Raw genomic sequence first — 23,224 nt, 5'->3', positions numbered from 1 at the left:
GTTCAACCATTACACCAATGTCTGCTTTGAGCCTTTGCCGCCTCAGTGCAGCCCGACCTCGGCCAGCCTGACGATCAGCGGATAATTCCACCGGCAATTGGAACGCCATGCTCTGGGGAGGGGCGCCCCTCCTCCTCTTACATGCGCGTTTGCCCCCTGCGCCTACGTCATTTTGCGTATGTGTTTTTGCGCTGCAGCACCCGATAGTCCCATCGGCAACAGTAATTTCCGTTTCCGGCCTGTTGCGGAACAAGAGAGGGGAGTTCAATCAGATGAATCTCAAAACCACAATTGCAGGTGCCGCGCTCAGTGCCGTCATGGCGGCGTCGGCTGCCTTCAGCGGTGCGGTTGCTGCAGACGATACGATCAAGGTCGGTGTGCTGCATTCGCTGTCCGGCACGATGGCGATATCCGAAACCACGCTGAAAGACGCCATGCTGATGCTCATCGACGAGCAGAACAAGAAGGGCGGCCTTCTGGGCAAGAAGCTCGAAGCCGTCGTCGTCGATCCGGCCTCCGACTGGCCGCTCTTTGCCGAAAAGGCACGCGAACTGATCGAAAAGGACAAGGTTGCCGCCGTCTTCGGCTGCTGGACGTCGTCCTCGCGCAAATCCGTCCTGCCCGTCTTCGAAGAGCTGAACTCGCTCCTCTTTTATCCCGTGCAGTATGAGGGCGAGGAATCGTCGCGCAACATCTTCTATACGGGTGCGGCTCCGAACCAGCAGGCGATCCCGGCTGTCGACTATCTGATGAACACCGAGGGCGTGAAGCGTTTCGTGCTCGAAGGCACCGACTACGTCTATCCCCGCACGACCAACAAGATTCTTGCAGCCTATCTCGAATCCAAGGGCATCCCGAAGGAAGACATTCTCGTAAACTACACGCCGTTCGGCTTCTCCGACTGGCAGACCGAGGTGGCCAAGATCAAGCAATTCGGCTCGGCCGGCAAGAAGACCGCCGTCGTCTCCACCATCAACGGTGACGCGAACGTTCCTTTCTACAAGGAACTCGGCAACCAAGGCATCAAAGCGACCGACATCCCGGTCGTAGCCTTCTCGGTCGGCGAAGAAGAGCTTGCCGGTCTCGATACCAAGCCGCTCGTCGGCCATCTCGCCGCCTGGAACTACTTCGAGTCCGTTGAAAGCCCGGCCAACAAGAAGTTCATCAAGGAATGGCATGCCTTCACCAAGAACGACAAGCGCGTGACGAACGACCCAATGGAAGCCGCCTATATCGGCTTTAACGCTTGGGTGAAGGCCGTCCAGGCCGCCGGCACCACCAATACCGATGCCGTTCTCGACACCATTATCGGCGTCACCGTTCCGAACCTCTCGGGCGGCTATGCCACCGTCATGCCGAACCATCACATCACCAAGCCGGTGCTGATCGGTGAAATCCAGGCCGATGGCCAGTTCGAAATCGTCCAGCAGACGCCCGCCGTCGTCGGCGACGAATGGTCCGACTACCTGCCCGACTCCAAGGACCTGATCTCCGATTGGCGCAAGCCTCTCTCCTGCGGCAACTTCAATGTCGCGACCGGCAAGTGCGGCGGCAAGGGCTCCTGAGCAGGGCCCAACCGTTGACAGCCCGAAGACTTCCGCCCGGAGCTGATCCGGGCGGAAGCTCCGTCCTTACCGCTGTGCCGCAAGGCCGACGACAATCCAGGCGAGAGAGCCGATGTTTCGCGCCATCAAGATTTTCCTTCTGACTTTTTGCCTGATGCTTTCGGGCCTCACTCTTTCGGTAAGCAGCCTTCGCGCCGAGGGCGACGTGCACACTCTCGTCGATGCGCTCGGCGTCGGCGGCTTTCCCGAGCGCGACGCGGCCATCCGGGCGCTCGCCGCTTCGGGGGATCCGCAGGTCAGCCAGATCCTGCAGCAGTTGAGCGATGGCCAGCTCTACGTCAATTCGGAAGGCGGTCCCGTTCTTGTTCTGGGCGGCACGGAGGACGAGCCTGTCTATTCCGATCCGATAACCGGCGAGGCGGTCGCCGATGTCGACCCCGACATGATGTCGAAGGTCAAGATCAACAATGCGCTGCGCACCACGATCACGACGTTGATGAGCCAGCTGACGCTTCTGAGCCCGGATCGTTCCGCGCGGCTCGCTGCGGCTGAGGGCATGCTCAGGGATGCCGATCCCGCCAATCTCGATCTTCTGAACTCGGCTCTTTCAGGCGAGAAGGACGGCGAGATCAAAAACACGATGGAAGCGGCGCGCGCCGTGATGACGCTGAAGAGCGATGCCGGCAGCGAGGAAAAGAAAGCCGCGATCGATACGATCGCCACCCGCGGCGGTCGCGATGCGTTGACGATCCTGACGACGGCGATGGCAAGTGCGCCTGATGATCTGAAACCCGCGATCCAGGCGGAGATCAATGCAATCAACCGCGACCTGGCGCTCTGGGATGTCGTCCAGAACGTCTGGTACGGCCTGTCGCTCGGCTCGGTGCTGCTGCTGGCCGCGATCGGCCTTGCCATCACCTTCGGCGTCATGGGCGTCATCAACATGGCGCATGGCGAGATGGTGATGATCGGCGCATACACGACCTATGTCGTGCAGGAAACAATCGCTTCGGCCTTCCCCTCGCTTGCCGATCATACGCTGGCATTCGCCGTGCCGGCCGCCTTCATCTTCACCGGCTTCGTCGGCCTCGTTATCGAACGATCGGTAATCCGCTATCTCTACGGCCGGCCGCTGGAAACCCTGCTTGCCACCTGGGGCGTTTCGCTGATCCTGCAGCAGGCAATCCGCAGCTATTTCGGCCCGACCAATCGCGAGGTCCGCAATCCAAGCTGGATGTCCGGCGCCTTCGATTTCGGCGGTCTCGTCATCACCTGGAACCGGCTCTGGATCATCGTTTTCTCGCTGGTGGTATTCCTGACGCTCTTGATGCTGCTCAAGCGCTCTGCTTTCGGTTTGCAGATGCGGGCGGTGACGCAGAACCGGCGCATGGCCTCGTCGATGGGCATCCGGACCGGCTGGGTCGATGCCTTCACCTTCGCGCTCGGCTCCGGCATCGCCGGAATGGCCGGCGTGGCGCTCTCGCAGATCGACAATGTCTCGCCGAACCTCGGCCAGAACTACATCATCGACAGCTTCATGGTCGTCGTCTTCGGCGGCGTCGGCAATCTCTGGGGCACGTTGGTGGGCGCGCTGTCGCTCGGTGTCGTCAACAAGTTCCTCGAGCCCTTCGCCGGCGCCGTCCTCGGCAAGATCCTGGTGCTCGTCCTCATCATTCTCTTCATCCAGAAGCGTCCGCGCGGGCTCTTCGCACTCAAAGGAAGGGCGGTGGAAGCATGATAACGGCCTTCCTTCTCCGGTCTCTCGATCGCAGGATCTCCTTCGCCGTCGCCCTGCTGCTGGCGATCGCCATTCTCGTGCCGGTGCTGAACCTTGCGACCGGCCCCAGCCATCCGCTGCACGTGCCGACCTACATCATGGCACTATTCGGCAAGTATCTTACCTATGCGCTGCTGGCGCTGGCGCTCGATCTCGTCTGGGGTTTCTGCGGCATCCTTTCGCTCGGCCACGGCGCCTTCTTTGCACTCGGCGGTTATGCGATGGGCATGTATCTGATGCGCCAGATCGGTCCCCGCGGTGTCTACGGCGACCCGATCCTGCCGGACTTCATGGTGTTCCTGAACTGGAAGGAATTGCCCTGGTTCTGGTACGGCTTCGATCAGTTCTGGTTCGCGGCCCTGATGGTGCTCCTCGTGCCCGGTCTGCTCGCCTTCGTCTTCGGCTGGTTCGCCTTCCGCTCGCGCGTCAACGGCGTCTATCTCTCGATCATCACCCAGGCGATGACCTATGCGCTGTTGCTTGCCTTCTTCCGCAACGACATGGGTTTCGGCGGCAATAACGGCATGACCGATTTCAAGGACATCCTCGGCTTCAACATCCAGGCCAATGGCACGCGCGCCAGCCTCTTTGCCGCGACCGCGATCTTCCTGGCGCTGTCGCTCGCGATCGCATCGGCGATCGTGCGTTCGAAGTTCGGCAAGGTGCTCGTCGGCGTGCGCGATGCGGAAAGTCGCACCCGCTTCCTCGGCTACCGCGTCGAGCATTTCAAGCTCTTCACCTTCGTCGTCTCGGCGATGATGGCGGGCATCGCCGGCGCGCTCTATGTGCCGCAGGTGGGCATCATCAATCCCGGCGAATTCGCGCCTGCCAATTCGATCGAGGTCGTCATCTGGACGGCCGTCGGCGGACGGGGGACGCTGATCGGGCCGATCATCGGCGCGATCCTCGTCAATGGCGGCAAGACCATCTTTACCGGCCTCTTCCCGGAAATCTGGCTGTTTGCGCTCGGCGGCCTCTTCGTCGCCGTCACGCTGTTCCTGCCGAAGGGCGTAGTCGGCACGATCACCCACCATCTCGGCAGGCGGAAAGCCGTCTCCGAGGCTGCGCCGCCGGCGACGCAGGAAGACGGCATCGAGCCGAAAATCCAGGCAGCGGAGTGAACTCCATGATTCCCGACGTCAAACCGAACAGCGTGCTCTATCTCAGCGGCGTCTCCGTTTCCTTTGATGGTTTCAAGGCGCTGAATTCCTTGTCGATCGTCATCGAACCCGGCGAACTGCGCGCCATCATTGGCCCGAATGGCGCCGGCAAGACGACGATGATGGACATCATCACCGGCAAGACCCGGCCCGATGAGGGCGAGGTGTTCTTCAATGGTACCATCGATCTTACGACCAAGGATGAGGCTGACATCGCTCAGCTCGGCATCGGCCGAAAATTCCAGAAGCCGACGGTATTCGAAAGCCACACGGTCTGGGACAATCTGGAATTGGCGCTGAACCGTCGGCGCGGAGTGTTTTCGACGCTGTTATACCGGCTTTCGGGCGAAGACAGGGCGCGCATCGAAGAGATCCTGGAAACGGTGCGGCTGACGCACCGGCGCGACGAGCTGGCCGCCAATCTCTCGCACGGGCAGAAGCAGTGGCTCGAGATCGGCATGCTCCTGGCGCAAGAGCCGAAGCTGCTCCTCGTCGACGAGCCTGTTGCCGGCATGACGGATGCGGAGACGGCGGAGACGGCGGTCCTGCTCAAGAATATTGCCAAGACCCGGTCGGTCGTCGTCGTCGAACACGACATGGGCTTCATCCGTGACCTCGGCGTCAAAGTTACCTGCCTCGCGGAAGGGTCGGTGCTCGCGGAAGGGTCGATCGATTTCGTGAGTTCGGATCCGAAGGTGATCGAGAACTATCTGGGGCGGTGACCAGTGCAACTTGAAGGCTTGAACCCGACAACAGAACAAGCTCTAAAGCGAGGGGGTTTTATCGTGGGGTTTCAGCATGGCTTTTCTCGGTATTCTGGTCGCCGCGGTCAGCGGTGCGGTCATCTGGTATTGGCGTTTCAAAATGGTGCGTGAGGCGGGAAACGAGATCATCGATTCCGTCGAGCGGATGCGGGGTGCTTACAAGCGCGGAAAGCGCCGCAAGCAGGCGGAGGCGGCGCCGCTGGCTTCGATTGCTGATCCGGCGATTGCGGCGGTGGCCTTCTTCTTCTGCCTTGCCAAGGAGAAGCCGATGTATGCCGACGCGGCGAAGGATGTCATCCGCAGCCGCATGAAAGGCATCTTGCGGCCGGGCGACATGGAAGAGGTTCTGGTTTTCGGCGAGTGGGCGTCCAAGAACGTCACCAGTCCCGAAGATCCGATCCGCCGGTTCCGGGACCGCTGGATGAAGACGCTCGACATGGAGGAGCGTCAGCAACTGATCGGTATTGCCGAGGATGTGGCCGCTGTCGGCGGCGAGAGAACGAAAGAACAGGACTACGCCCTGCAGACGCTGAGGCGTAGCCTGATGAACTGATGGGAGCGGGTAAACGGATGCTGACAGTCGAAAACGCAAATCTGCATTATGGCTCGGCGCAGGCTTTGCGCGGCATCTCCATCAAGGCGGAGATGGGCAAGATCACCTGCGTGCTGGGCCGCAACGGCGTCGGCAAGAGCTCGCTGTTACGCGCTGTCACCGGCCAGCACCCGCTGTCGGCCGGCACCGTCACCTTCAACGATACGAAGCTGAACGGCTTGCCGCCCTTTGCCCGTGCCAAGCACGGCATCGGCTACGTGCCGCAGGGGCGCGAAATCTTTCCGCTGCTTACCGTGAAGGAAAATCTCGAAACCGGCTTTGCGCCGCTTGGCCGCCGCGACCGCAATATTCCCGACGACATCTTCAGTCTGTTCCCGGTTCTGAAATCGATGCTGTCGCGTCGCGGCGGCGATCTTTCAGGAGGACAGCAGCAGCAGTTGGCGATCGGACGCGCCATGGTGACACGGCCGAGGATTCTCGTGCTCGATGAGCCGACGGAGGGCATTCAGCCGTCGATCATCAAGGATATCGGCCGGGCGATCCGATATCTCCGCGATTCCACCGGCATGGCGATCCTGCTCGTCGAACAATATCTGGATTTCTGCCGGGAGCTTGCCGACTATGTCTACATCATGGATCGGGGCGAGATCGTGCATCAAGGGCCCGCCGAGACGCTGGATACGCCGGAGGCGCGCCGTCATCTGACTGTCTGATCGGCAAATGCCTCATTTAACAGCAGTGGGAGCAGCGGCGCGCTGATCTCTTCCGCGCGGAGTGAAGCCCGGTCGGGCGGCACGAGAATTGCTTGCATTCCGTCATCCTCGCGATTGAATGGAACTCCGATCGCGCGACCGAAAGGAACGATATGACGATTGCGGCGGCAAGTTCGAGACCGCAAAGAGCGGAGGGACGCGGGCATCTGGCGGCAAGGCTGCTCGATGGCCGCACGCGCATCCGTGAGCTCTATCAGGAAGGCGCGGCGAAGATCCGTCTGCCCGATACTTTCGATGGTTCGATGGAAGCCGTCATCATCAATACATCAGGCGGGCTGACCGGCGGCGACCGGATGAATTGGAGCGTCGTTGCCGGCGCCGGCACGAAGATCGATGTCACCACCCAGGCCTGTGAGAAGATCTATAAGGCATCGGCTGGAACCGCCGAGGTGACGACGCGCATCGAAGTTGGAGCGGGAGCGCGCGTCGACTGGCTGCCGCAAGAGACGATCCTCTTCGACCACGCCTCACTATTCCGCCGGCTCGATGTCGATCTCGACGAGCGCGGCGAATTCCTGGCCGTCGAGGCGGTGCTGCTCGGCCGCAAGGCGATGGGCGAGGCGGTGGAGACGGGGCTCTTTCGCGACCGCTGGCGTATCCGCCGTTCGGGCCGGCTGATCCATGCCGAGGAGCTCCGGCTTTCCGAGGGCGTCGCGGCATTGGCAGCGCGCCAGGCGGTGCTCGGCGGGCAGGTCGCGTTCGCGACGCTGCTATATGCCGGTCCGCTAGCAGAAGCCTATCTCGGCCGGGTGCGGCCGCTCGTCGAAGTGCCGATGGGCGGCGCAAGCGCCTGGAACGACAAGCTCGTCGTGCGCCTTGCCGCAGCCGACGGCTTCTCGCTCAGAAAAATCCTGATCCCGGTCATTTCCACCTTGCGCAATGGTGCGCCTGTGCCGAAAGTCTGGAATCTATGAATTCAAGCACGAAGCAGATGGGCACGTAATGAACCTCACTCCGAGAGAAAAAGACAAGCTGCTGATATCGATGGCGGCGATGGTGGCGCGGCGGCGGCTGGAGCGCGGCGTCAAGCTGAACTATCCCGAAGCGATCGCGCTTATCAGCGATTTCGTCGTCGAAGGCGCTCGCGACGGCCGTCCGGTCGCCGAGCTGATGGAGGCTGGCGCCCATGTGATCGGTCGCGACCAGGTGATGGAGGGCGTTGCCGAAATGATCCACGACGTGCAGGTGGAGGCGACCTTCCCAGATGGCACCAAGCTCGTCACCGTGCACGAACCGATCAGGTAAGGAGAGGATATGCTGGAGCTCAGGCCCAATTGTGAATGTTGCGACAAGGATCTGCCGCCGGAGAGCATGGAGGCGCGGATCTGCACCTATGAATGCACCTTCTGCGCCGATTGCGCTGATGGCGTGCTGAAAGGTCTCTGCCCGAATTGCGGCGGCAATCTCGCCGCGAGGCCCACCCGGCCGTCCGCCATGCTTGCCAAAAATCCGGCGTCGACGAAACGTGTGCTGAAGGCCGAGGGCTGCACGCCCAGGGCGGCTTAAGGAGAACTGGATGATTCCGGGCGAAATCATTGCCGCAAGCGGCGACATCGAACTCAATGCCGGCGCGCCGACGATCACGCTGGAGGTTTCCAATACGGGCGATCGGCCGGTGCAGGTCGGCAGCCATTATCATTTCGCTGAGACCAATGCCGGGCTTTCTTTCGACCGCGCGGCGGCGCATGGCAAGCGGCTCGATATTCCGGCGGGAACCGCCGTACGCTTTGAGCCCGGGCAGACGCGCTTGGTGACGCTGATCCCGCTTTCAGGCAAGCGCGAGGTCTATGGCTTTCGTCAGCTGGTAATGGGCAAGCTTTAGAAGACCGGGAGGGATGGAATGCGCTTGAACATGTGCCTCATCGGGCCGGCAATGTTGCTGGCTTCAGGCGCGGTCTCTGCCGAGGATATCGACTGCCAGAATCCCAAGACGCAATCGGACATGACTTCCTGCGAAGCGGCGCGTCATGAGACTGCCGACAAGGCGCTGAACGAACAATATAAGAAGACGCGTGCCGCCATGATTGCGATCGACAAGGATCTCGATGGTGACATGAAGGGTGCCGAAAAGGCGCTGGTCAAAGCCCAACGCGCTTGGATCGACTATCGCGACGCCCAATGCGACGCCTTCGGCTTTCAGGCCCGCGGCGGCACGATGGAGCCGATGCTGGTTGCTGGATGCCTGGCCGAAGAGACGGATAAACGCACGAAAGAGCTGAAAGAGCTCGAAGACTCGATGAGCAACTAAGGTGATGAAAAAGATCGTGATCGTCGGCAATGGCGAGGTCGGAGAAGGACAGGCAGGCATTATCGACGCTGCCGATTTCGTCATCCGCTTCAACGATTGCCGCTCCTACGGGGCGGGCGGCAGCCGCACCGATGCCGTGGCGGTCTGCAATACCGGCCGACCGGCAAAGGCAATGCTCTGCTCGCCCGAGTGGCGCGCTCATCCTGGCGTCGTTGCGGCGCGCGAAATCTGGAGCGTACGTGATCCGGAAAAGTTCGCCGCGATGCGGGCGCCGCTTGCCGTCTCGCATCCTGATCTCGACGATTTCTGCGACGACTATACGGATGAATTCAGCGCCTTCTGTGCCAACACCGGCAAGACGCATATCGTCATCGATAAATCCGTTCATGCGTCAGTCGACGCCTCGCTTTCGGCCTTTGCGACCGCGCCCTATGTCGTGCCGAGCAGCGGCATGATCGTCATTGCCGAGGTGCTGAACAAATTTGTCGACGCCGAGGTGATGTTGGCCGGCTTCGGTCATGTTGGCTGGGAATGGCACCCGTTCGCGGCTGAAAGGCAATTGGTCGATAGCTATGTTGCCGCCGGCCGGCTCACGCGGCTCAGCGGAAAAATACTTGTTTCTTCCTTCTAAGGAGCCTGATGGATGCCCTACAAGATCTCGCGCGCCGCTTATGCCGGCATGTTCGGACCGACCACCGGCGATAAGGTGCGCCTTGCCGATACGGAGCTCTTCATCGAGATCGAGAGGGATTTCACCACCTATGGCGAGGAGGTGAAGTTCGGAGGCGGCAAGGTGATCCGTGATGGCATGGGCCAGAGCCAGGTGACGCGAGCGGACGGCGCGGTTGATACCGTCATTACCAATGCCGTGATCTTGGATCATTCGGGAATCTACAAAGCCGATATCGGGCTGAAGAACGGGCGCATCGTCGCGATCGGCAAGGCGGGCAATCCCGACATGCAGCCCGGCGTCAATATCATCGTCGGTCCCGGCACGGAGGCGATTGCCGCCGAAGGCAAGATTGTCACCGCGGGCGGCATGGACAGCCATATCCACTTCATCGCGCCGCAGCAAATCGAGGAAGCCCTGATGTCAGGCATGACCTGCATGCTCGGCGGCGGCACGGGGCCGGCGCATGGCACGCTCGCCACGACCTGCACGCCCGGCCCCTGGCATCTCGCGAGAATGATCGAAGCGGCGGACGCTTTCCCGATGAACCTTGCCTTTGCCGGCAAGGGCAATGCCTCGCTGCCGGGTGCGCTCACCGAAATGGTGCTTGCCGGTGCCACCTCGCTGAAACTTCACGAGGACTGGGGCACGACGCCGGGCGCCATCGACTGCTGCCTGTCGGTCGCCGATGAATACGATGTGCAGGTGATGATCCACACCGACACGCTGAACGAAAGCGGCTTTGTCGAGGATACGATAGGTGCCATCAAGGGCCGCACCATTCATGCCTTCCACACGGAAGGCGCGGGCGGCGGGCATGCGCCCGATATCATAAAGATTTGCGGCCAGCAGAACGTCATCCCGTCCTCCACCAATCCGACGCGGCCCTACACTGTCAATACCATTGCCGAGCATCTTGATATGCTGATGGTCTGCCATCACCTGTCGCCGTCGATTCCGGAGGACATCGCCTTTGCCGAAAGCCGCATCCGCAAGGAGACGATCGCCGCCGAAGACATTCTGCACGATATCGGCGCCTTCTCGATCATTTCGTCCGACAGCCAGGCCATGGGCCGCGTCGGCGAGGTGGCGATCCGCACCTGGCAGACGGCCGACAAGATGAAGCGCCAGCGCGGCCGGCTGAAAGAGGAAAAGGGCGATAACGACAATTTCCGCGTTCGCCGCTATATTGCCAAATACACGATCAATCCGGCGATCGCCCACGGTCTCAGCCATGAGATCGGCTCGGTCGAGATCGGCAAGCGGGCCGACCTCGTGCTCTGGAACCCGGCCTTTTTTGGCGTGAAGCCCGACATGGTGCTACTCGGCGGCTCGATTGCCGCCGCTCCGATGGGCGATCCGAACGCCTCGATCCCGACGCCGCAGCCGGTGCACTACCGGCCGATGTTCGCTTCCTATGGCCGCAGCCTCACCAGTTCTTCCGTGACCTTCGTCAGCCAGGCCTCGCTCGATGCCGGTCTGAAGGGCCGGCTCGGGGTCGCGAAGGAACTCGTGGCGGTGAAGAATACGCGCGGCGGCATCTCCAAGGCGTCGATGATTCACAACGACCTGACGCCAGCGATCGAGGTCGATCCGGAGACCTATGAAGTCAGGGCAAACGGCGAATTGCTGACCTGCGAACCGGCAACGGTGCTGCCGATGGCGCAGCGTTATTTCCTGTTTTAGGCCATTCTTTCGTGCGCCCCGGGCGGCTGATGAGGACGGGGACCCGCTGGCTGTTGCGGGTCCTATTCCTGCTCCTGGTTATGGCGGCGGGAGGGACGTTCATTCCCCGGCCGCTGATTGCGCCGGTCAAGGCGTCGTCCGCAGCCCACCGGGTCCTTCTGCTGTCGGGGCCGATTCATACCGACATTGCCATTCCGCTCGATGAGGAGACGCGGGCGGCCTTTTCCTTCCTCGATGATCCCGATTTTCCACTCAGTCAGCCAAATGCAGAATGGCTCGTGGTCGGCTGGGGCGGCCGCGCCTTTTACCTGGAAACACCGACCTGGGCTGAGGTGAAGCCACTCCCGGTGCTACGGGCGCTGACGATCGATCGTTCGGTTCTGCATCTGGATCTCGCGGGCCATATTGCTGAGCCGCACCCGGCCGTTACGGCATTCGATATCGGTGATCATGAACTGACGCGGCTTCGTCGCTTCATCGCTGACAGCTTCGTCCGCAACGCGGGGGAGATCGCGCCGATACCGGATGCCGGTTACGGGGAGGTCGACCGGTTTTTTGAAGCCAAGGGATACTTCAACGCCCTCTTCGGCTGCAACACCTGGACCGCCGCTGCACTTCGCTCGGCGGGGCTTCGGACAGGCTTTTGGAACCCGCTTCCACAATCACTGCGATTATCTGTCAGTGTCTACAATTGACGCGTCCTCCGGCCGATCCGCGCTTAAACGCAATTGTGAATGGATTCCCCATTCGGTTGTAAAAATCGGAGAGAAAACCTGCGTTTTCCCCAAATAGACCATTCTGGAACAACCTGGCTTCGAAACCCAAAACAAATATTATCTTTCAGACACTTAAGTACTCCTATACCTTGTTCGATTCAGGGATTGGAAGCTTGCAGCCCATGCTAGAAAAAATCTGCGCGGCGAATCGTCCAGAACCGTTCGGATTTTAACGAGTCGATTAAGACACCCGCAGCAATTGGGCTTCTATCAATGCCTTGAAACGCCGGGCAGGAAGGTCGATTCTGATGAGAAACTGGATGTCGCTGCAGGCCGATTTCGGCAATTTTCAATATCGCAGGAACGTCTATGTCTTTGCGTTGAAGATGAGCTTTCTTGCCGTCATTCTCTCCGGCGCCATCATCGCGCTGACAATACCGCCGCTCGGTTTTCTTGGGTTGCTGCCGGTGACGCTTTCGCATGCGATCGGCTTTGGCGCCATTTTCTCCTGGCTCGTCGGCGGAACCGTTTCCGGCATGCTGTCGCTTGCGGCGGGTTTTACAATGCATGAGCTGACGCTGTCGCGGGCGGAGTTCGAAAAGCTCAGCCGCACCGATACGCTCTCCGGACTCCTGAACCGGCGCGCCTTCACCGAAGCGCTGGACAGGACCGAAGGCGATGCCTCGCTCGTCATCTTCGATGTCGACCGCTTCAAGGCGATCAACGATCGCTTCGGTCACGCCTGCGGCGATGCCGTCATCACGGCGGTCTCGGCGGTGCTGCTCTCCGCCTTCGACGAATTGTCCGTCGTCGCGCGCCTGGGCGGGGAGGAGTTCGGCGTCATCGTCTCCGGCGAACCGCTGGAGGCGCGGCTGGAGCGGATCGAGGCGGTGCGGGCGAATATTGCCGGCAGGCCGATCGTGGCGGATGGGTGTCAGATCGCCATCACCATTTCCGGCGGCGTTGCCGATCTTGTCGCCGGGCGCAACAAGCAGCAGGTCTATGCTTCGGCAGACCGGGCGCTTTATCTCGCCAAGGCACTCGGACGCAACCGCGTCGTGCATGAGCGGGAGGGATTGCATCACGCCTGGCACGGGCTTGCCGAACCCCGTGCCGACGCCGAGGGCAGGGGGCTGGGCAGCGACAACGTGATGCAGGCCTACGGAATATAAAAGCCGATCTCCCATACGAAAGGCCATTGGTGCTTGCATCAGCAAGAGCTATTTTGCATGTTCGCCCTTTCAGCAAAACGGACATGTCATGCAGCGCGTCACCTCCTATCTTCCTGCCGGAACCCCTTCCTCGCATCCGACCGCTCAGGTCAAGCTGCCGCATGACCTGCGCCATTTGCGTCGCAAACTGCTGCATCTGGAAAATGGCGAGATGGTCATGCTCGATCTCAAGGATCCGGTGCTCTTCGCCAATGGCGACCTTCTCGTGCGGGAGGACGGGGAGCTGATCGAGATCCTGGCCGCCGACGAGAAGCTCTTCGAAATTCGCGGACGCGACCGCACGCATCTGGTCGAGCTGGCCTGGCATCTCGGCAACCGTCATCTCGCCGCGCAGATCGAGGAAGACCGCATCGTCATCCTGCGCGACCATGTCATACGCACCATGCTGCAGGGGCTTGGCGCCACCGTCCTCGATATCGAGGAACCCTTCCAGCCGGCGCGGGGAGCCTATCATTCCCATGGCGGGCATTCGCATGATCACGGACATGCTCACCATGACCACGGGCACCACCATGACCACGGGCATGATCATGGGCACGATCACGATCATGATCATGGCCACAAGCACGACTGAGGCGCGATGACTGGAGATCGCGAGTTGCAGGCCGTGCTGCGCCTGACGGCATGGCTTTCACCGGCCTTTCCCATCGGTGGTTTTGCCTATTCGAGCGGATTGGAGCGTGCGGTGGCGGACGGGCTGGTCACCGATGCGGCTTCGCTTGCGGAGTGGATCGGAACGCTGATCGGCCACGGCTCGACCTGGAACGATGCTGTGCTTCTGGCCGAGAGCCACAGGCGCCAGGCGGAAGCGGCACGCCTTGCCGAGATTGCCGCACTCGCCGAGGCTCTTGCCGGATCGCGCGAGCGTCATCAGGAAACCATACTGCTCGGCGAGGCCTTCCTCGCGGCGGCGCGGGCCTGGCCGGACGCGGTCTTCCAAAGGCTGCCTGGCAAGACCGCCTATCCCATCGTGGTCGGAGCGGTTGCGGGCGCGCATGGCATAAGGCCTGAGAAGGTGCTCGCGGTCTTCCTGCATGCCTATGCCTCGCAAGCGGTTTCAGCAGGCATCCGCCTCGGCGTCGCTGGGCAAGCGAGCGGCGTTGCCGTGCTTGCCGGTCTTGAAGAGCACATAGCGAAGGTGGCGCGGCGGGCGGCAGGATCGACGCTCGATGATCTCGGTTCGGCAACGGTCCAGGCCGATATCGCCATCCTGCGCCACGAAACTCAAACTACGCGGCTTTTCCGCTCGTAGCGGACCAAATTATCCATGCAACTGCGTCATTTGACGGTGGCGCGCGCGTGCGGCGTCGCTATCATCGGCATCCTATTGGAGTACAACATATGAAATCGAGAAACGGACCCTTGCGCGTCGGAATCGGCGGCCCGGTCGGCTCTGGCAAGACGGCGCTGACGGAAAAGCTCTGCAAGGCGATGCGCGACGATTATTCCGTCGCCGTCGTCACCAACGACATCTACACGACCGAGGATGCGGAGGCGCTGGTGCGCATGCAGGCATTGCCTTCGGACCGCATTGTCGGTGTCGAGACGGGCGGCTGTCCGCATACCGCCATTCGCGAGGATGCGACGATCAATCTTCAGGCGATCGCGAGTCTCAACGAGCGTATCCCCGATCTGGACGTCGTCTTCATCGAGTCCGGCGGCGACAATCTGGCGGCGACCTTTTCGCCCGATCTAGCCGATATCACCATCTATGTGATCTCCGTCTGCCAGGGCGAGGAAATCCCGCGCAAGGGCGGACCCGGCATTACCCGCTCCGACCTGCTCGTCATCAACAAGAAGGATCTGGCGCCCCATGTCGGCGCCGATCTCGAGGTGATGGATCGGGATGCGGCGCGCATGCGCGCAAGCCGCCCTTTCGTCTTCTCCGACATGAAGCGCGGCGACGGCGTCAGCTCGATCGTCAGCTTTTTGAGAGAGCAGGGCGGCCTCTGAGCGGCAAGCCCGCAGCAGGCCGAAGTCGCTGACGGCGACGAGGGTGATAAAACAAAAGGGGCCGGGAAATCGCTCCCAGCCCGTAGTTATTTCTTCGGTTTCGCTCACTCCGCCGCAAAGGGCGGCAGGCGGAGCACATTGGTGTCGTTGGCGTTGGCGCTCTTGCGCTTGCCCTCCGGCTTTTCGATCGCTGTGAGCCGCTCGTCCAAAGCGTCGATGTCGCTGCGGTTCTCGCGGGTCACGCGGGTGAGATCCTCGCGCGACAGCGGCAGGTCCTCCTCGTCTTTCCTGCCGACCAGGCGGCCGAACATCCAGCCGAGCAGGCGGGACAGATCGTCCATGATCAGGAAGAAAGACGGTACGACAACGAGCGAGAGCACCGTCGAGACGATGATGCCGCCGATCACCGCAATCGCCATCGGCGCGCGGAACGAGCCGCCTTCGCCGACGCCGAGTGCCGAAGGCAGCATGCCTGCCGACATGGCGATCGACGTCATGATGATCGGCCGTGCGCGTTTGCGGCCGGCTTCGACCATGGCTTCCACCCGAGGCATGCCCTGATGGCGCATTTCGATTGCGAAATCGACCAGCAGGATGGCATTCTTGGTGACGATGCCCATCAGCATCAGAATACCGATCATCACGGGCATGGACAGCGGATTGCTGGTGATGATCAGGCCTGCCGCGACGCCGCCGATGGCGAGCGGTAGCGAGAACAGGATAGTGAAGGGCTGGATGACGTCCTTGAAGAGCAGGATCAGCACCGTCAGCACTAGCAGGAGGCCCATCAACATGGCGTTGACAAAGCTCTGCTGCATCTCGGTCTGCACCTTCGTATCGCCGCTTTCGGCAAGATGCACCGTGGCCGGGATGTTTGCCGCCTGGACGATCTCGCGGAACCGGGCCGAAGCCGTGTCGAGCGCCACACCCTGCGGCAGATCGGAGCCGATCGAGACGACGCGGTTACGGTTGTTGCGCTTGATCGAGCTTACGCCTTCCGAATAGTCGATATTGGCGACGCTCGATAGCGGAACGGTGCTGCCGCTCGCGGTCTGGATCTTCAGCGCCCGGATGGCGGCAAGGTCGCGGCGCATGTCGAGCGCCGCCTGCACGCGGATCGGAATCTGGCGATCGTCGAGCGAGATCTTGGCGAGAGCCGCATCGACATCGCCAATGGTGGCGACGCGGATCGTCTCGGAGATCTGCTGCGGCGTGATGCCGAGGCGGGCGGCCTCATCCTTGCGCGGGTAAACCTGCAGTTCCGGACGGGGCAGGGCGCCGTCGGCGCTGACATTGGCGAGCAGCGGGTCGGCGCGAAGCTTCGATTCCAGAATGCCGACGGCGTCGTTCAGGTCCTTCTCGTTCTTGGAGAGGAAGTTGAAGGAGAGGTCACGTTCACCACGGTCGTTGAGCTTCAGGATATGAACGTCGGGAATGTCGCGCAGCTTGGCGAAGACTTCCTTTTCAATGTCCCATTGCGGGCGCTCACGGCCGTGGACCTCCACCTTCGGCAGCATTGGCCCAATGAACGGGATGACGCCGAAGACGTCGTTGACCACCTTCTTGACCAGCGACTGATCGAGTTTGTGAAGCGCCAGCGTGATGGTCGCACGACGCAGTTCGAGATCACCCTTCGGCGATGCGCCGCCGAGTACGAAGACGCTTTCGACGCCGTTGATGTCCTTGACCCTGTCATAGATCGCCTTCGTCGTCTTCTCGGTGTCGTCGAGCCGCGCATTGGGCGGCAGTTCGACGGAGAGAACGATGCGCGAGGCATCTTCCGGCGGCAGGAAGCTGCCGGGAACCTTCATCAGCAGCATAACTGAACCGACGAGAAAGCCAATCGCCGCAAGCAATGTCAGATATCTCGAATATTTATGTCCCGTCGTGGCGCGGATCAGGCGCGTATAGCCCTTCATCAGCAGACTGTCATTGTCGTGATGGTCGTCCACGCCGTCTTCGGCGCGCATGAGGTAGGCGGCCATCATCGGGGTGATGAGGCGCGCCACCATCAGCGAGAAGAAGACGGAGAAGGCGACGGTCAGACCGAACTGGATGAAGTATTGACCCGGAATGCCAGGCATGAAGGAAACCGGCACGAAAACGGCGATGATCGTGAACGTCGTGGCGATGACTGCAAGTCCGATTTCATCCGCCGCCTCGATCGCCGCCCGGTAGGGCGTCTTGCCCATCTTGATATGACGGGCGATGTTCTCGATTTCAACGATGGCGTCGTCGACCAGGATACCCGTTGCGAGAGTCAAAGCGAGGAAGCTGACGAGGTTCAGCGAGAAACCCATGATATCCATGACCCAGAAGGTCGGGATCGCAGACAGCGGCAGCGCGATGGCCGAGATCAGCGTCGCTCGCCAGTTCTTCAGGAACAGAAGGACAACGATGACGGCAAGCAGCGCGCCTTCGAGCAATGTGTGGATCGCGGCTTCGTAGTTGCCGTAGGTGAAATAGACCGAATCGTCGATCATCTCGATCTTCACATTCGGGTTTTCTCCTCGCACCTTGTCGAGGCTCTGCGCCACGGTCTCGGCGACACTGACCTCGCTGGCGCCCTTAGAGCGGAAGACGCCGAAGGTTACAACAGGCGTATCGTTGAAGCGCGAGAAGGATTTCGGCTCCTCATAGGTGTCCTTGATGACGCCGAGATCGGACAGCTTGACGAAGCGTCCGCTCGGCAGCGCAATCGTCGTGTCTGCAAGCTCAGCGACGTTGCGGGCGTCGCCAAGAACGCGGATCGCCTGTTCGCTGCCTGCCACCTGACCGCGACCGGAGCCAAGGTCGATGTTGGTGCCGCGCAGCTGCTGGTTCACGCTTGCGGCGGTGATGCCGTAAGCATCGAGCTTGCCGGGCGTGAGTTCGATGCGCACTTCGCGCTCCGCGCCACCGTATCGGTCGACGCGGCCGATACCGGCTTGGCCCTGCAGCGCGCGCTTGATCGTATCGTCGACGAACCAGGACAGTTCTTCTAGCGACATGTCGGGCGAGGAAACGGCAAAGCTCTGGATTGCCTGACCTTCGACATCGACCTTGGTGACGATCGGGGTTTCGGCCGTTGCCGGCAGATCACTGCGGATGCGGTCGATCGCGTCCTTTACGTCCTGTACGGCCTGTTCCGTCGGTATTTCCATCCGGAACATGACGTTGGTCTGCGAGCTGCCATCGGTTACGGTCGACTGGATTTCGTCGATGCCGGTGATCGAGGCGATCGCGTCTTCGATCTCCTTTGTCACCTGCATTTCCAATTCGGCCGGCGAAGCGCCGCTCTGCGTGACGCTGATCGAAACGAGCGGCACGTCGATGTTCGGGAAGCGCGTGATCGGCAGCGTGTTGAAGGACTGGATGCCGATGAAGATCAGCAGGCAGAAGGCCAGGAGCGGCGCGATGGGGTTTCGAATGGACCAGGCTGAAAAATTCATCGGATGGTCTCTTTAGTTGGAAGCCGAGGGCTGTTCGCGCACCGGCGTGATGTGGTCGCCGTCGCGGACATAGGCGCCCGCCTTGGCGACGACTTCGTCGCCGCTCTTCAATCCATTGACGATCTCGACATAGCCGCCGTCCTGGATGCCGGTCTCGATCTTGGCGAATTTCACTATGCCACCTTCGACCTTGCGGGCGGAGGAGCCTTCATTGCCGGTGAGCACTGCTGTCAGGGGAAGCGATACGCCCTCGGTTTCGCGGACGATGATCTCGGCACTGCCATACATGCCGGAACGCGCCTTGCTGTCATCGTCGATCGAGATATGGACCAGGCCGAGGCGGGTCACCGGATCGACGGTGGGCGAAACAAGGCGCACGGCGCCGGAAAGCTTTTCGCGGCTGCCGGAAAGGGAAATGGTCGCCTTCTGGCCGGCCATGATCCTGACGATGTCGCTTTCGGCGACTTCCGCGACAAGCTCGATATCGCCGTCGCGAATGATGGTGAACAGCGGATCGCCGTTGCCGGCAGCGATCGCGCCGACCTTGGCGTTCTTTGCGGAGACCACGCCGGCAACAGGCGTCTTCACGTCGGTGCGGGCGAGTTTCAGATCGGCGTCGGCGATTTGGCTATCGAAGACCTTCAAATCGGCTTCGGCGACCTCGATCGCCTGTTCGGCGGAGACGACGCGGGCATTGGCGGCGGCGGCGGTAGCATCGGCCTGCTCGACCTGGGCGGTGGAAACAGTGCCCTTCTTGACCATTTCCTGGGCTCGGGCCTGCTGCTGCCTCGCCTGTTCGGCATTGGCCTGCGCCTCGATGAGCTGGGCACGCAGCTGAGCGAGGCTGGCCTCCCCCTTGGCCCTCGTCGCCATCATCTGGCTCTTCTCCAGGACCAGCGCGTCGTCGTTGAGCGTCGCCAGCGTGCTTTCGGCCTGAACCTTGTCGCCGACATCGGCCTTCAACGTCCGGATCGAGAGGCCCTCGACCTGCGGCTGGATATAAACTTCCTCGACGGGCTTGACCGTTCCGGTGCCGATGACACGGTCGACAAGTGTGCGGTTCACAGCTGTGGTGACGACGATTGCCGGCAGGTTCTGCAGCGGCTTTGCGGCCGGCGCTTCTTGCGAAAATGCGGTGGATGCAGCCAGCGCCGCTGCAAAAAGGGTGGATGCGCCTAGAATTCCATTCGGCTTGCGTGCCATTCGTTTTCGTCCAATCTCGTCACAAGGTTAGCCGAATTCGCGCGTCTGCCATTGAGGTCGCGACCAGGCCACTGCCTTTCCTGCATTCTCAGGGGTATCCACACATCATTTGCCGTCTTCATCCCTCGCCGGCAAATCGGCTTGTAGTTGGTATCGATTTGCTCGATATGCAAGCCCGGCAGAAAACAATTCCCCATGAGCCGATAATAAATACCCTCGGAACCTGAATCAATCACCGTAAGGTTATGTGAACATTACGATGATTGATCCTGCTTTTCCCTCAATGACGTTTGAGGCCCGAGAAATGCGACAGTTGCGAAGTGTTTTTTTATAACTGCGGAAAAAATACGAAACGCGCGGGGATGTCCCCGCGCGTTTCCCTTCAATCCGCCGCCTTACTTGGATGCGGCGTCGGTGATCTCATGCGTCCAGGCGCCTGATGGCTCTTTGCTGATGATCTTCTGATCGAGCAGCGCCTTCGCCGTGCGAGCATAGAGCGCTTCGTCCAGCTTGCCGGAGCCGTCGCCGACGAGTTTAGCGACTTCGCCCATCATCCGCTTCTGATGGTTTTCGTCCTGGCCGCCGTTGTCGACGACGATCTCGGCCGCCTCGTCCGGGTTTTCGGTCGCATATTTCCAGCCCTTCATCGAGGCGCGAACGAACTTGACCATCTTCTCCTTGAAGGCCGGATCCTTCAGCTTGTCTTCCATCGCATACAGGCCGTCTTCCAGAAGGTCGTTGCCCATCTCGGTATAATTGAAGACAGTCAGTTCCTCCGGCTTGAAGCCGGCATCGATCGCCTGCCAGTATTCATTGTAGGTCATGACGGAGATGCAGTCGGCCTGCTTCTGGACGAGCGGCTGTACGTCGAAGCTCTGCTTCAGCACGGTGACACCGTTCGGGCCGCCATCCGTGGATAGACCGAGCTTATTCATCCAGGCGAAGAAGGGATATTCGTTGCCGAAGAACCAGACGCCGAGCGTATGGCCCTTGAAATCGGCCTCGGTCTTAACAGGGCCGTCCTTCCGGCAGATCATTTGCAAGCCGGACTTCTGGTAGGGCTGGGCGATGTTGACGAGCGGAACGCCCTTTTCGCGTGCAACCAGGGCGCCGCCCATCCAGTCGACGATAACATCGGCGCCGCCGCCGGCGATCACCTGCTCGGGGGCGATGTCGGGACCGCCCGGCTTGATGTCGACGTCGAGGCCTTCTTCCTTGTAGAAGCCTTTGTCCTTGGCGACGTAATAACCCGCGAACTGGCTCTGTGTGACCCATTTCAGCTGCAGCACCACCTTGTCGGCTGCCATCGCATGAGCAGCGGCCAGCGACATGGCGCCCGCCACCATTGCAACCATCAACTTTTTCATTTTCTTGTCCTTACCCTCTGAAGTTATGCCCGGACCCCGTTTGCGAAGCCCGCGCGCGCCTAGCCACCACGGATAGACGGATGCCAGAACGTCACCGCCCGTTCCGTCAGGGCGATGATGCCATAGAAGATCGAGCCGGCCAGCGCCGCAACGGCGATTTCCGCCCAGACCATGTCGACATTCATGCGGCCGATCTCGGTCGAGATGCGGAAGCCCATGCCGACGATCGGCGTCCCGAAGAATTCGGCAACGATGGCACCAATCAGCGCCAGCGTCGAGTTGATCTTCAGTGCGTTGAAAATGAAGGGCATGGCTGCCGGCAGCTTGAGCTTGAGCAGCGTCTGCCAGTCGCTCGAGGCATAGGTGCGCATTAGGTCGCGCTCCATGCTGCCGGAGGCGGCAAGGCCCGCGACGGTGTTCACCAGCATCGGGAAGAAGGTCATGATGATGACGACGGCGGCCTTCGACGGCCAGTCGAAGCCGAACCACATGACCATAACGGGTGCGATGCCGATGATCGGTAGAGCCGATACCATATTGCCGATCGGCAGCAGACCGCGGCGCAGGAAGGCGATGCGGTCGGCCAGAACCGCCACCGCGAAGCCGGCGAGGCAGCCGATGATATAACCAATCAGCACTGCCTTGAAGATCGTCTGCCTGACGTCGTCACCAAGGATCGGCAGCGAGGCCATGATGCGCGCGCCGATCGCGCTCGGCGGCGGCAGCAAAATGAAGGGGACGCCGGCGCCACGCGTGATCGCCTCCCAGAGGATGAGAATCCAGGCGCCGAAGATCGCCGGGATCAGCAGCTCAAACGCCGACTTTCCGAAGGTGGTGACGGGCTGCTGGTTCGACAGCTCCGTGACGCAGCGCCAGGCAAGCAGCCAGCAGGCGAAGAGCAGTAGAAAGAATGCCCGCGTCGCCATGCCTTCATTGCCGGAAAGAGCCGAAAGCAGCATCCAGGCGGCTCCATGCGCGCCGATAAACAGCACAGTGGCGCGGTAGGCCGGCGGCTGCGGCGCGAAAGACAGGAGGGCGGCCGCAATGACGATGATGAAGACGAGGCTTGCCATGCCGTCCGTCAAGGGTTGCGCCGCGCCCTCGGCCAGAAGCGGTAGGCTCGTCAGCGCCAAGAGGCAGAGGAGGAGGGCGACGACGCCCTGCCAGGAGAAGTTCAGATGTCTCATGCCGGTCTCCCGCCCATGGCGCGATCAACCATCTTGCCGGCAAGGCCGACGATTGCAACCAGGATCCCCGCCAGCAGCGACCCGGCGACAAGGGCTGCCCAGATATCGATGGTCTGGCTGTAATAGGAGCCGGCGAGCAGCTTCGAACCGATGCCGGCAACCGCGCCCGTTGGTAGTTCGCCGACGATGGCGCCGACCAGGCTTGCCGCGATCGCGACCTTCATCGAGGTGAAGAGAAAGGGGATCGAGGCAGGGACGCGCAGCTTCCAGAAGGTCTGCATCGGGCTGGCGTTATAGGTACGCATCAGGTCGAGATAGATGATTTCGGGCGACCGCAGCCCCTTCACCATGCCGACGGCGACCGGAAAGAAGGAGAGGTAGGTGGAGATCAGCGCCTTGGAGACGAGGCGCGAGGCGTCGGAGTCGAGATTCAGGAGATGCGCCAGCGCATTGTCGCCGGTGAGCACGTTGTAGGAGATGATGACGATCATCGGAGCGATGGCGAGGATCGGTATCGTCTGGCTTGCCACAAGCCAGGGCATCAGCGAACGGTCCATGGCGCGGTTGTGCACGATCAGCACGGCAAGAAGAATGCCGAGCAGCATGCCCAAGCCAAAGCCGAGCAGGGTGGAGGAGAGCGTTACCCAGCTGTGATAGACGAGGCTGCGGCTGCTCGAAAGGCTGCGCAGGAAGGTGTTCTCGTAGACATTCTCAGCCACCTGATGCGGTGCCGGCAGGATCGGCTTCGGCTGGGCCAGCGTCTTGCCGATGAATTCCATCGTGGTCGGCGTGACGCCGGCGCGGCTGTCCATGTCGCGCTGGAACGGCGCATTCATCAGGATGGCGGCAACATACCAGATGACGATGAGGGCGAGCAGGATCGTGGTGACAGGAACGATCTTGTATTTGAAGGTGTCGGGTTTCACAGCGACTGCCTCC

The 23,224-nt window shown here is 61.2% G+C and carries 23 protein-coding genes; 18 read left to right on the top strand and 5 right to left on the bottom strand.

Annotated features, from left to right (window positions below; translation table 11 throughout):
* Nucleotides 1-272: 272 nt before the first annotated feature.
* The 18 genes from urtA (at nucleotide 273) to ureG (ending at nucleotide 15,097) form a co-directional block, all read left to right on the top strand.
* A complete protein-coding gene (urtA, locus tag FFR93_RS34310; protein ID WP_064705999.1) occupies nucleotides 273-1,565 on the top strand; it encodes an urea ABC transporter substrate-binding protein in 1,293 nt (430 codons plus the stop codon).
* 112 nt (nucleotides 1,566-1,677) lie between these two features.
* Entirely contained in the window at nucleotides 1,678-3,303 is a 1,626-nt protein-coding gene (gene urtB, locus FFR93_RS34305) for an urea ABC transporter permease subunit UrtB (RefSeq protein ID WP_064705998.1), read from the top strand.
* Nucleotides 3,300-4,463, top strand: coding sequence for an urea ABC transporter permease subunit UrtC (urtC, locus tag FFR93_RS34300; RefSeq protein ID WP_138396456.1), 1,164 nt, complete (start codon nucleotides 3,300-3,302; stop codon nucleotides 4,461-4,463). The genes urtB and urtC overlap by 4 nt, the downstream gene beginning before the upstream one ends.
* A gap of 5 nt (nucleotides 4,464-4,468) precedes the next feature.
* Nucleotides 4,469-5,224, top strand: coding sequence for an urea ABC transporter ATP-binding protein UrtD (gene urtD, locus FFR93_RS34295; RefSeq protein WP_064706165.1), 756 nt, complete (start codon nucleotides 4,469-4,471; stop codon nucleotides 5,222-5,224).
* A 76-nt stretch (nucleotides 5,225-5,300) separates the two neighbouring features.
* Nucleotides 5,301-5,819, top strand: a complete 519-nt coding sequence (locus tag FFR93_RS34290) for a hypothetical protein (RefSeq protein WP_138396455.1) — start codon at nucleotides 5,301-5,303, stop codon at nucleotides 5,817-5,819.
* A 17-nt stretch (nucleotides 5,820-5,836) separates the two neighbouring features.
* On the top strand, nucleotides 5,837-6,532 hold the full coding sequence (urtE, locus tag FFR93_RS34285) for an urea ABC transporter ATP-binding subunit UrtE (RefSeq protein WP_138396454.1): 696 nt from the start codon (nucleotides 5,837-5,839) through the stop codon (nucleotides 6,530-6,532).
* A 152-nt stretch (nucleotides 6,533-6,684) separates the two neighbouring features.
* Nucleotides 6,685-7,506, top strand: a complete 822-nt coding sequence (locus FFR93_RS34280) for an urease accessory protein UreD (protein ID WP_138396514.1) — start codon at nucleotides 6,685-6,687, stop codon at nucleotides 7,504-7,506.
* Between the two features lie 28 nt (nucleotides 7,507-7,534).
* Nucleotides 7,535-7,837, top strand: a complete 303-nt coding sequence (locus FFR93_RS34275) for an urease subunit gamma (RefSeq protein WP_064695492.1) — start codon at nucleotides 7,535-7,537, stop codon at nucleotides 7,835-7,837.
* A gap of 9 nt (nucleotides 7,838-7,846) precedes the next feature.
* Complete coding sequence (locus FFR93_RS34270; protein ID WP_138396453.1) at nucleotides 7,847-8,098, top strand: DUF1272 domain-containing protein; 252 nt, start codon at nucleotides 7,847-7,849, stop codon at nucleotides 8,096-8,098.
* A 10-nt stretch (nucleotides 8,099-8,108) separates the two neighbouring features.
* A complete protein-coding gene (locus FFR93_RS34265; protein ID WP_138396452.1) occupies nucleotides 8,109-8,414 on the top strand; it encodes an urease subunit beta in 306 nt (101 codons plus the stop codon).
* Between the two features lie 18 nt (nucleotides 8,415-8,432).
* A complete protein-coding gene (locus FFR93_RS34260) occupies nucleotides 8,433-8,840 on the top strand; it encodes a lysozyme inhibitor LprI family protein (protein ID WP_138396451.1) in 408 nt (135 codons plus the stop codon).
* A 16-nt stretch (nucleotides 8,841-8,856) separates the two neighbouring features.
* Nucleotides 8,857-9,471, top strand: coding sequence for a Urease operon accessory protein (locus tag FFR93_RS34255; protein ID WP_171049307.1), 615 nt, complete (start codon nucleotides 8,857-8,859; stop codon nucleotides 9,469-9,471).
* A gap of 12 nt (nucleotides 9,472-9,483) precedes the next feature.
* Nucleotides 9,484-11,196 (top strand): urease subunit alpha, encoded by a 1,713-nt coding sequence (gene ureC / locus FFR93_RS34250; RefSeq protein WP_064705990.1) that lies wholly within the window; start codon nucleotides 9,484-9,486, stop codon nucleotides 11,194-11,196.
* Nucleotides 11,197-11,225: 29 nt separating this feature from the next.
* Nucleotides 11,226-11,891, top strand: coding sequence for a TIGR02117 family protein (locus FFR93_RS34245; protein WP_138396449.1), 666 nt, complete (start codon nucleotides 11,226-11,228; stop codon nucleotides 11,889-11,891).
* A gap of 329 nt (nucleotides 11,892-12,220) precedes the next feature.
* Nucleotides 12,221-13,084, top strand: coding sequence for a GGDEF domain-containing protein (locus FFR93_RS34240; RefSeq protein ID WP_138396448.1), 864 nt, complete (start codon nucleotides 12,221-12,223; stop codon nucleotides 13,082-13,084).
* Between the two features lie 88 nt (nucleotides 13,085-13,172).
* Nucleotides 13,173-13,718 carry an urease accessory protein UreE gene (gene ureE / locus FFR93_RS34235; RefSeq protein WP_138396447.1) on the top strand — a complete coding sequence of 182 codons (546 nt, stop codon included), beginning with the start codon at nucleotides 13,173-13,175 and terminating at the stop codon, nucleotides 13,716-13,718.
* Between the two features lie 6 nt (nucleotides 13,719-13,724).
* A complete protein-coding gene (locus tag FFR93_RS34230; protein ID WP_138396446.1) occupies nucleotides 13,725-14,396 on the top strand; it encodes an urease accessory protein UreF in 672 nt (223 codons plus the stop codon).
* An 89-nt stretch (nucleotides 14,397-14,485) separates the two neighbouring features.
* Nucleotides 14,486-15,097, top strand: coding sequence for an urease accessory protein UreG (gene ureG, locus FFR93_RS34225; RefSeq protein WP_064705985.1), 612 nt, complete (start codon nucleotides 14,486-14,488; stop codon nucleotides 15,095-15,097).
* Between the two features lie 104 nt (nucleotides 15,098-15,201).
* On the opposite strand, the gene FFR93_RS34220 is transcribed toward ureG, so the two are convergent.
* From FFR93_RS34220 to FFR93_RS34200, 5 genes are all read right to left on the bottom strand, one after another.
* Nucleotides 15,202-18,528, bottom strand: coding sequence for an efflux RND transporter permease subunit (locus FFR93_RS34220; RefSeq protein WP_064705984.1), 3,327 nt, complete (start codon nucleotides 18,526-18,528; stop codon nucleotides 15,202-15,204).
* 12 nt (nucleotides 18,529-18,540) lie between these two features.
* On the bottom strand, nucleotides 18,541-19,731 hold the full coding sequence (locus tag FFR93_RS34215; protein WP_138396445.1) for an efflux RND transporter periplasmic adaptor subunit: 1,191 nt from the start codon (nucleotides 19,729-19,731) through the stop codon (nucleotides 18,541-18,543).
* A gap of 395 nt (nucleotides 19,732-20,126) precedes the next feature.
* Entirely contained in the window at nucleotides 20,127-21,098 is a 972-nt protein-coding gene (locus FFR93_RS34210) for an ABC transporter substrate-binding protein (RefSeq protein WP_138396444.1), read from the bottom strand.
* 59 nt (nucleotides 21,099-21,157) lie between these two features.
* The gene (locus FFR93_RS34205; RefSeq protein ID WP_138396443.1) at nucleotides 21,158-22,285 is read right to left on the bottom strand and encodes an ABC transporter permease; all 1,128 of its coding nucleotides are present in this window, start codon (nucleotides 22,283-22,285) and stop codon (nucleotides 21,158-21,160) included.
* Nucleotides 22,282-23,211 (bottom strand): ABC transporter permease, encoded by a 930-nt coding sequence (locus FFR93_RS34200; protein WP_138396442.1) that lies wholly within the window; start codon nucleotides 23,209-23,211, stop codon nucleotides 22,282-22,284. Before FFR93_RS34200 ends, FFR93_RS34205 begins: the two co-directional genes overlap by 4 nt.
* Between the last annotated feature and the right edge of the window lie 13 nt (nucleotides 23,212-23,224).

The sequence above is a fragment of the Rhizobium sp. MHM7A genome, assembly GCF_005862215.1.
Classification (GTDB): Bacteria; Pseudomonadota; Alphaproteobacteria; order Rhizobiales; family Rhizobiaceae; genus Rhizobium; species Rhizobium bangladeshense.
Note: the sequence above shows the minus strand (reverse complement) of the source record. Positions and strands in the feature narration are given on the sequence as shown.

Excerpts from the sequence above, each read along its gene's own strand:
- FFR93_RS34220 (WP_064705984.1), bottom strand. The coding sequence starts at position 18,528 with ATGAATTTTTCAGCCTGGTCCATTCGAAACCCCATCGCGCCGCTCCTG.
- urtC (WP_138396456.1), top strand. The coding sequence starts at position 3,300 with ATGATAACGGCCTTCCTTCTCCGGTCTCTCGATCGCAGGATCTCCTTC.
- FFR93_RS34215 (WP_138396445.1), bottom strand. The coding sequence starts at position 19,731 with ATGGCACGCAAGCCGAATGGAATTCTAGGCGCATCCACCCTTTTTGCA.
- FFR93_RS34275 (WP_064695492.1), top strand. The coding sequence starts at position 7,535 with ATGAACCTCACTCCGAGAGAAAAAGACAAGCTGCTGATATCGATGGCG.
- FFR93_RS34265 (WP_138396452.1), top strand. The coding sequence starts at position 8,109 with ATGATTCCGGGCGAAATCATTGCCGCAAGCGGCGACATCGAACTCAAT.
- FFR93_RS34245 (WP_138396449.1), top strand. The coding sequence starts at position 11,226 with ATGAGGACGGGGACCCGCTGGCTGTTGCGGGTCCTATTCCTGCTCCTG.
- FFR93_RS34260 (WP_138396451.1), top strand. The coding sequence starts at position 8,433 with ATGCGCTTGAACATGTGCCTCATCGGGCCGGCAATGTTGCTGGCTTCA.
- FFR93_RS34270 (WP_138396453.1), top strand. The coding sequence starts at position 7,847 with ATGCTGGAGCTCAGGCCCAATTGTGAATGTTGCGACAAGGATCTGCCG.
- urtE (WP_138396454.1), top strand. The coding sequence starts at position 5,837 with ATGCTGACAGTCGAAAACGCAAATCTGCATTATGGCTCGGCGCAGGCT.
- urtD (WP_064706165.1), top strand. The coding sequence starts at position 4,469 with ATGATTCCCGACGTCAAACCGAACAGCGTGCTCTATCTCAGCGGCGTC.
- urtA (WP_064705999.1), top strand. The coding sequence starts at position 273 with ATGAATCTCAAAACCACAATTGCAGGTGCCGCGCTCAGTGCCGTCATG.
- ureE (WP_138396447.1), top strand. The coding sequence starts at position 13,173 with ATGCAGCGCGTCACCTCCTATCTTCCTGCCGGAACCCCTTCCTCGCAT.
- FFR93_RS34205 (WP_138396443.1), bottom strand. The coding sequence starts at position 22,285 with ATGAGACATCTGAACTTCTCCTGGCAGGGCGTCGTCGCCCTCCTCCTC.
- FFR93_RS34210 (WP_138396444.1), bottom strand. The coding sequence starts at position 21,098 with ATGAAAAAGTTGATGGTTGCAATGGTGGCGGGCGCCATGTCGCTGGCC.
- FFR93_RS34230 (WP_138396446.1), top strand. The coding sequence starts at position 13,725 with ATGACTGGAGATCGCGAGTTGCAGGCCGTGCTGCGCCTGACGGCATGG.
- ureG (WP_064705985.1), top strand. The coding sequence starts at position 14,486 with ATGAAATCGAGAAACGGACCCTTGCGCGTCGGAATCGGCGGCCCGGTC.
- ureC (WP_064705990.1), top strand. The coding sequence starts at position 9,484 with ATGCCCTACAAGATCTCGCGCGCCGCTTATGCCGGCATGTTCGGACCG.
- FFR93_RS34290 (WP_138396455.1), top strand. The coding sequence starts at position 5,301 with ATGGCTTTTCTCGGTATTCTGGTCGCCGCGGTCAGCGGTGCGGTCATC.
- FFR93_RS34240 (WP_138396448.1), top strand. The coding sequence starts at position 12,221 with ATGAGAAACTGGATGTCGCTGCAGGCCGATTTCGGCAATTTTCAATAT.
- urtB (WP_064705998.1), top strand. The coding sequence starts at position 1,678 with ATGTTTCGCGCCATCAAGATTTTCCTTCTGACTTTTTGCCTGATGCTT.
- FFR93_RS34280 (WP_138396514.1), top strand. The coding sequence starts at position 6,685 with ATGACGATTGCGGCGGCAAGTTCGAGACCGCAAAGAGCGGAGGGACGC.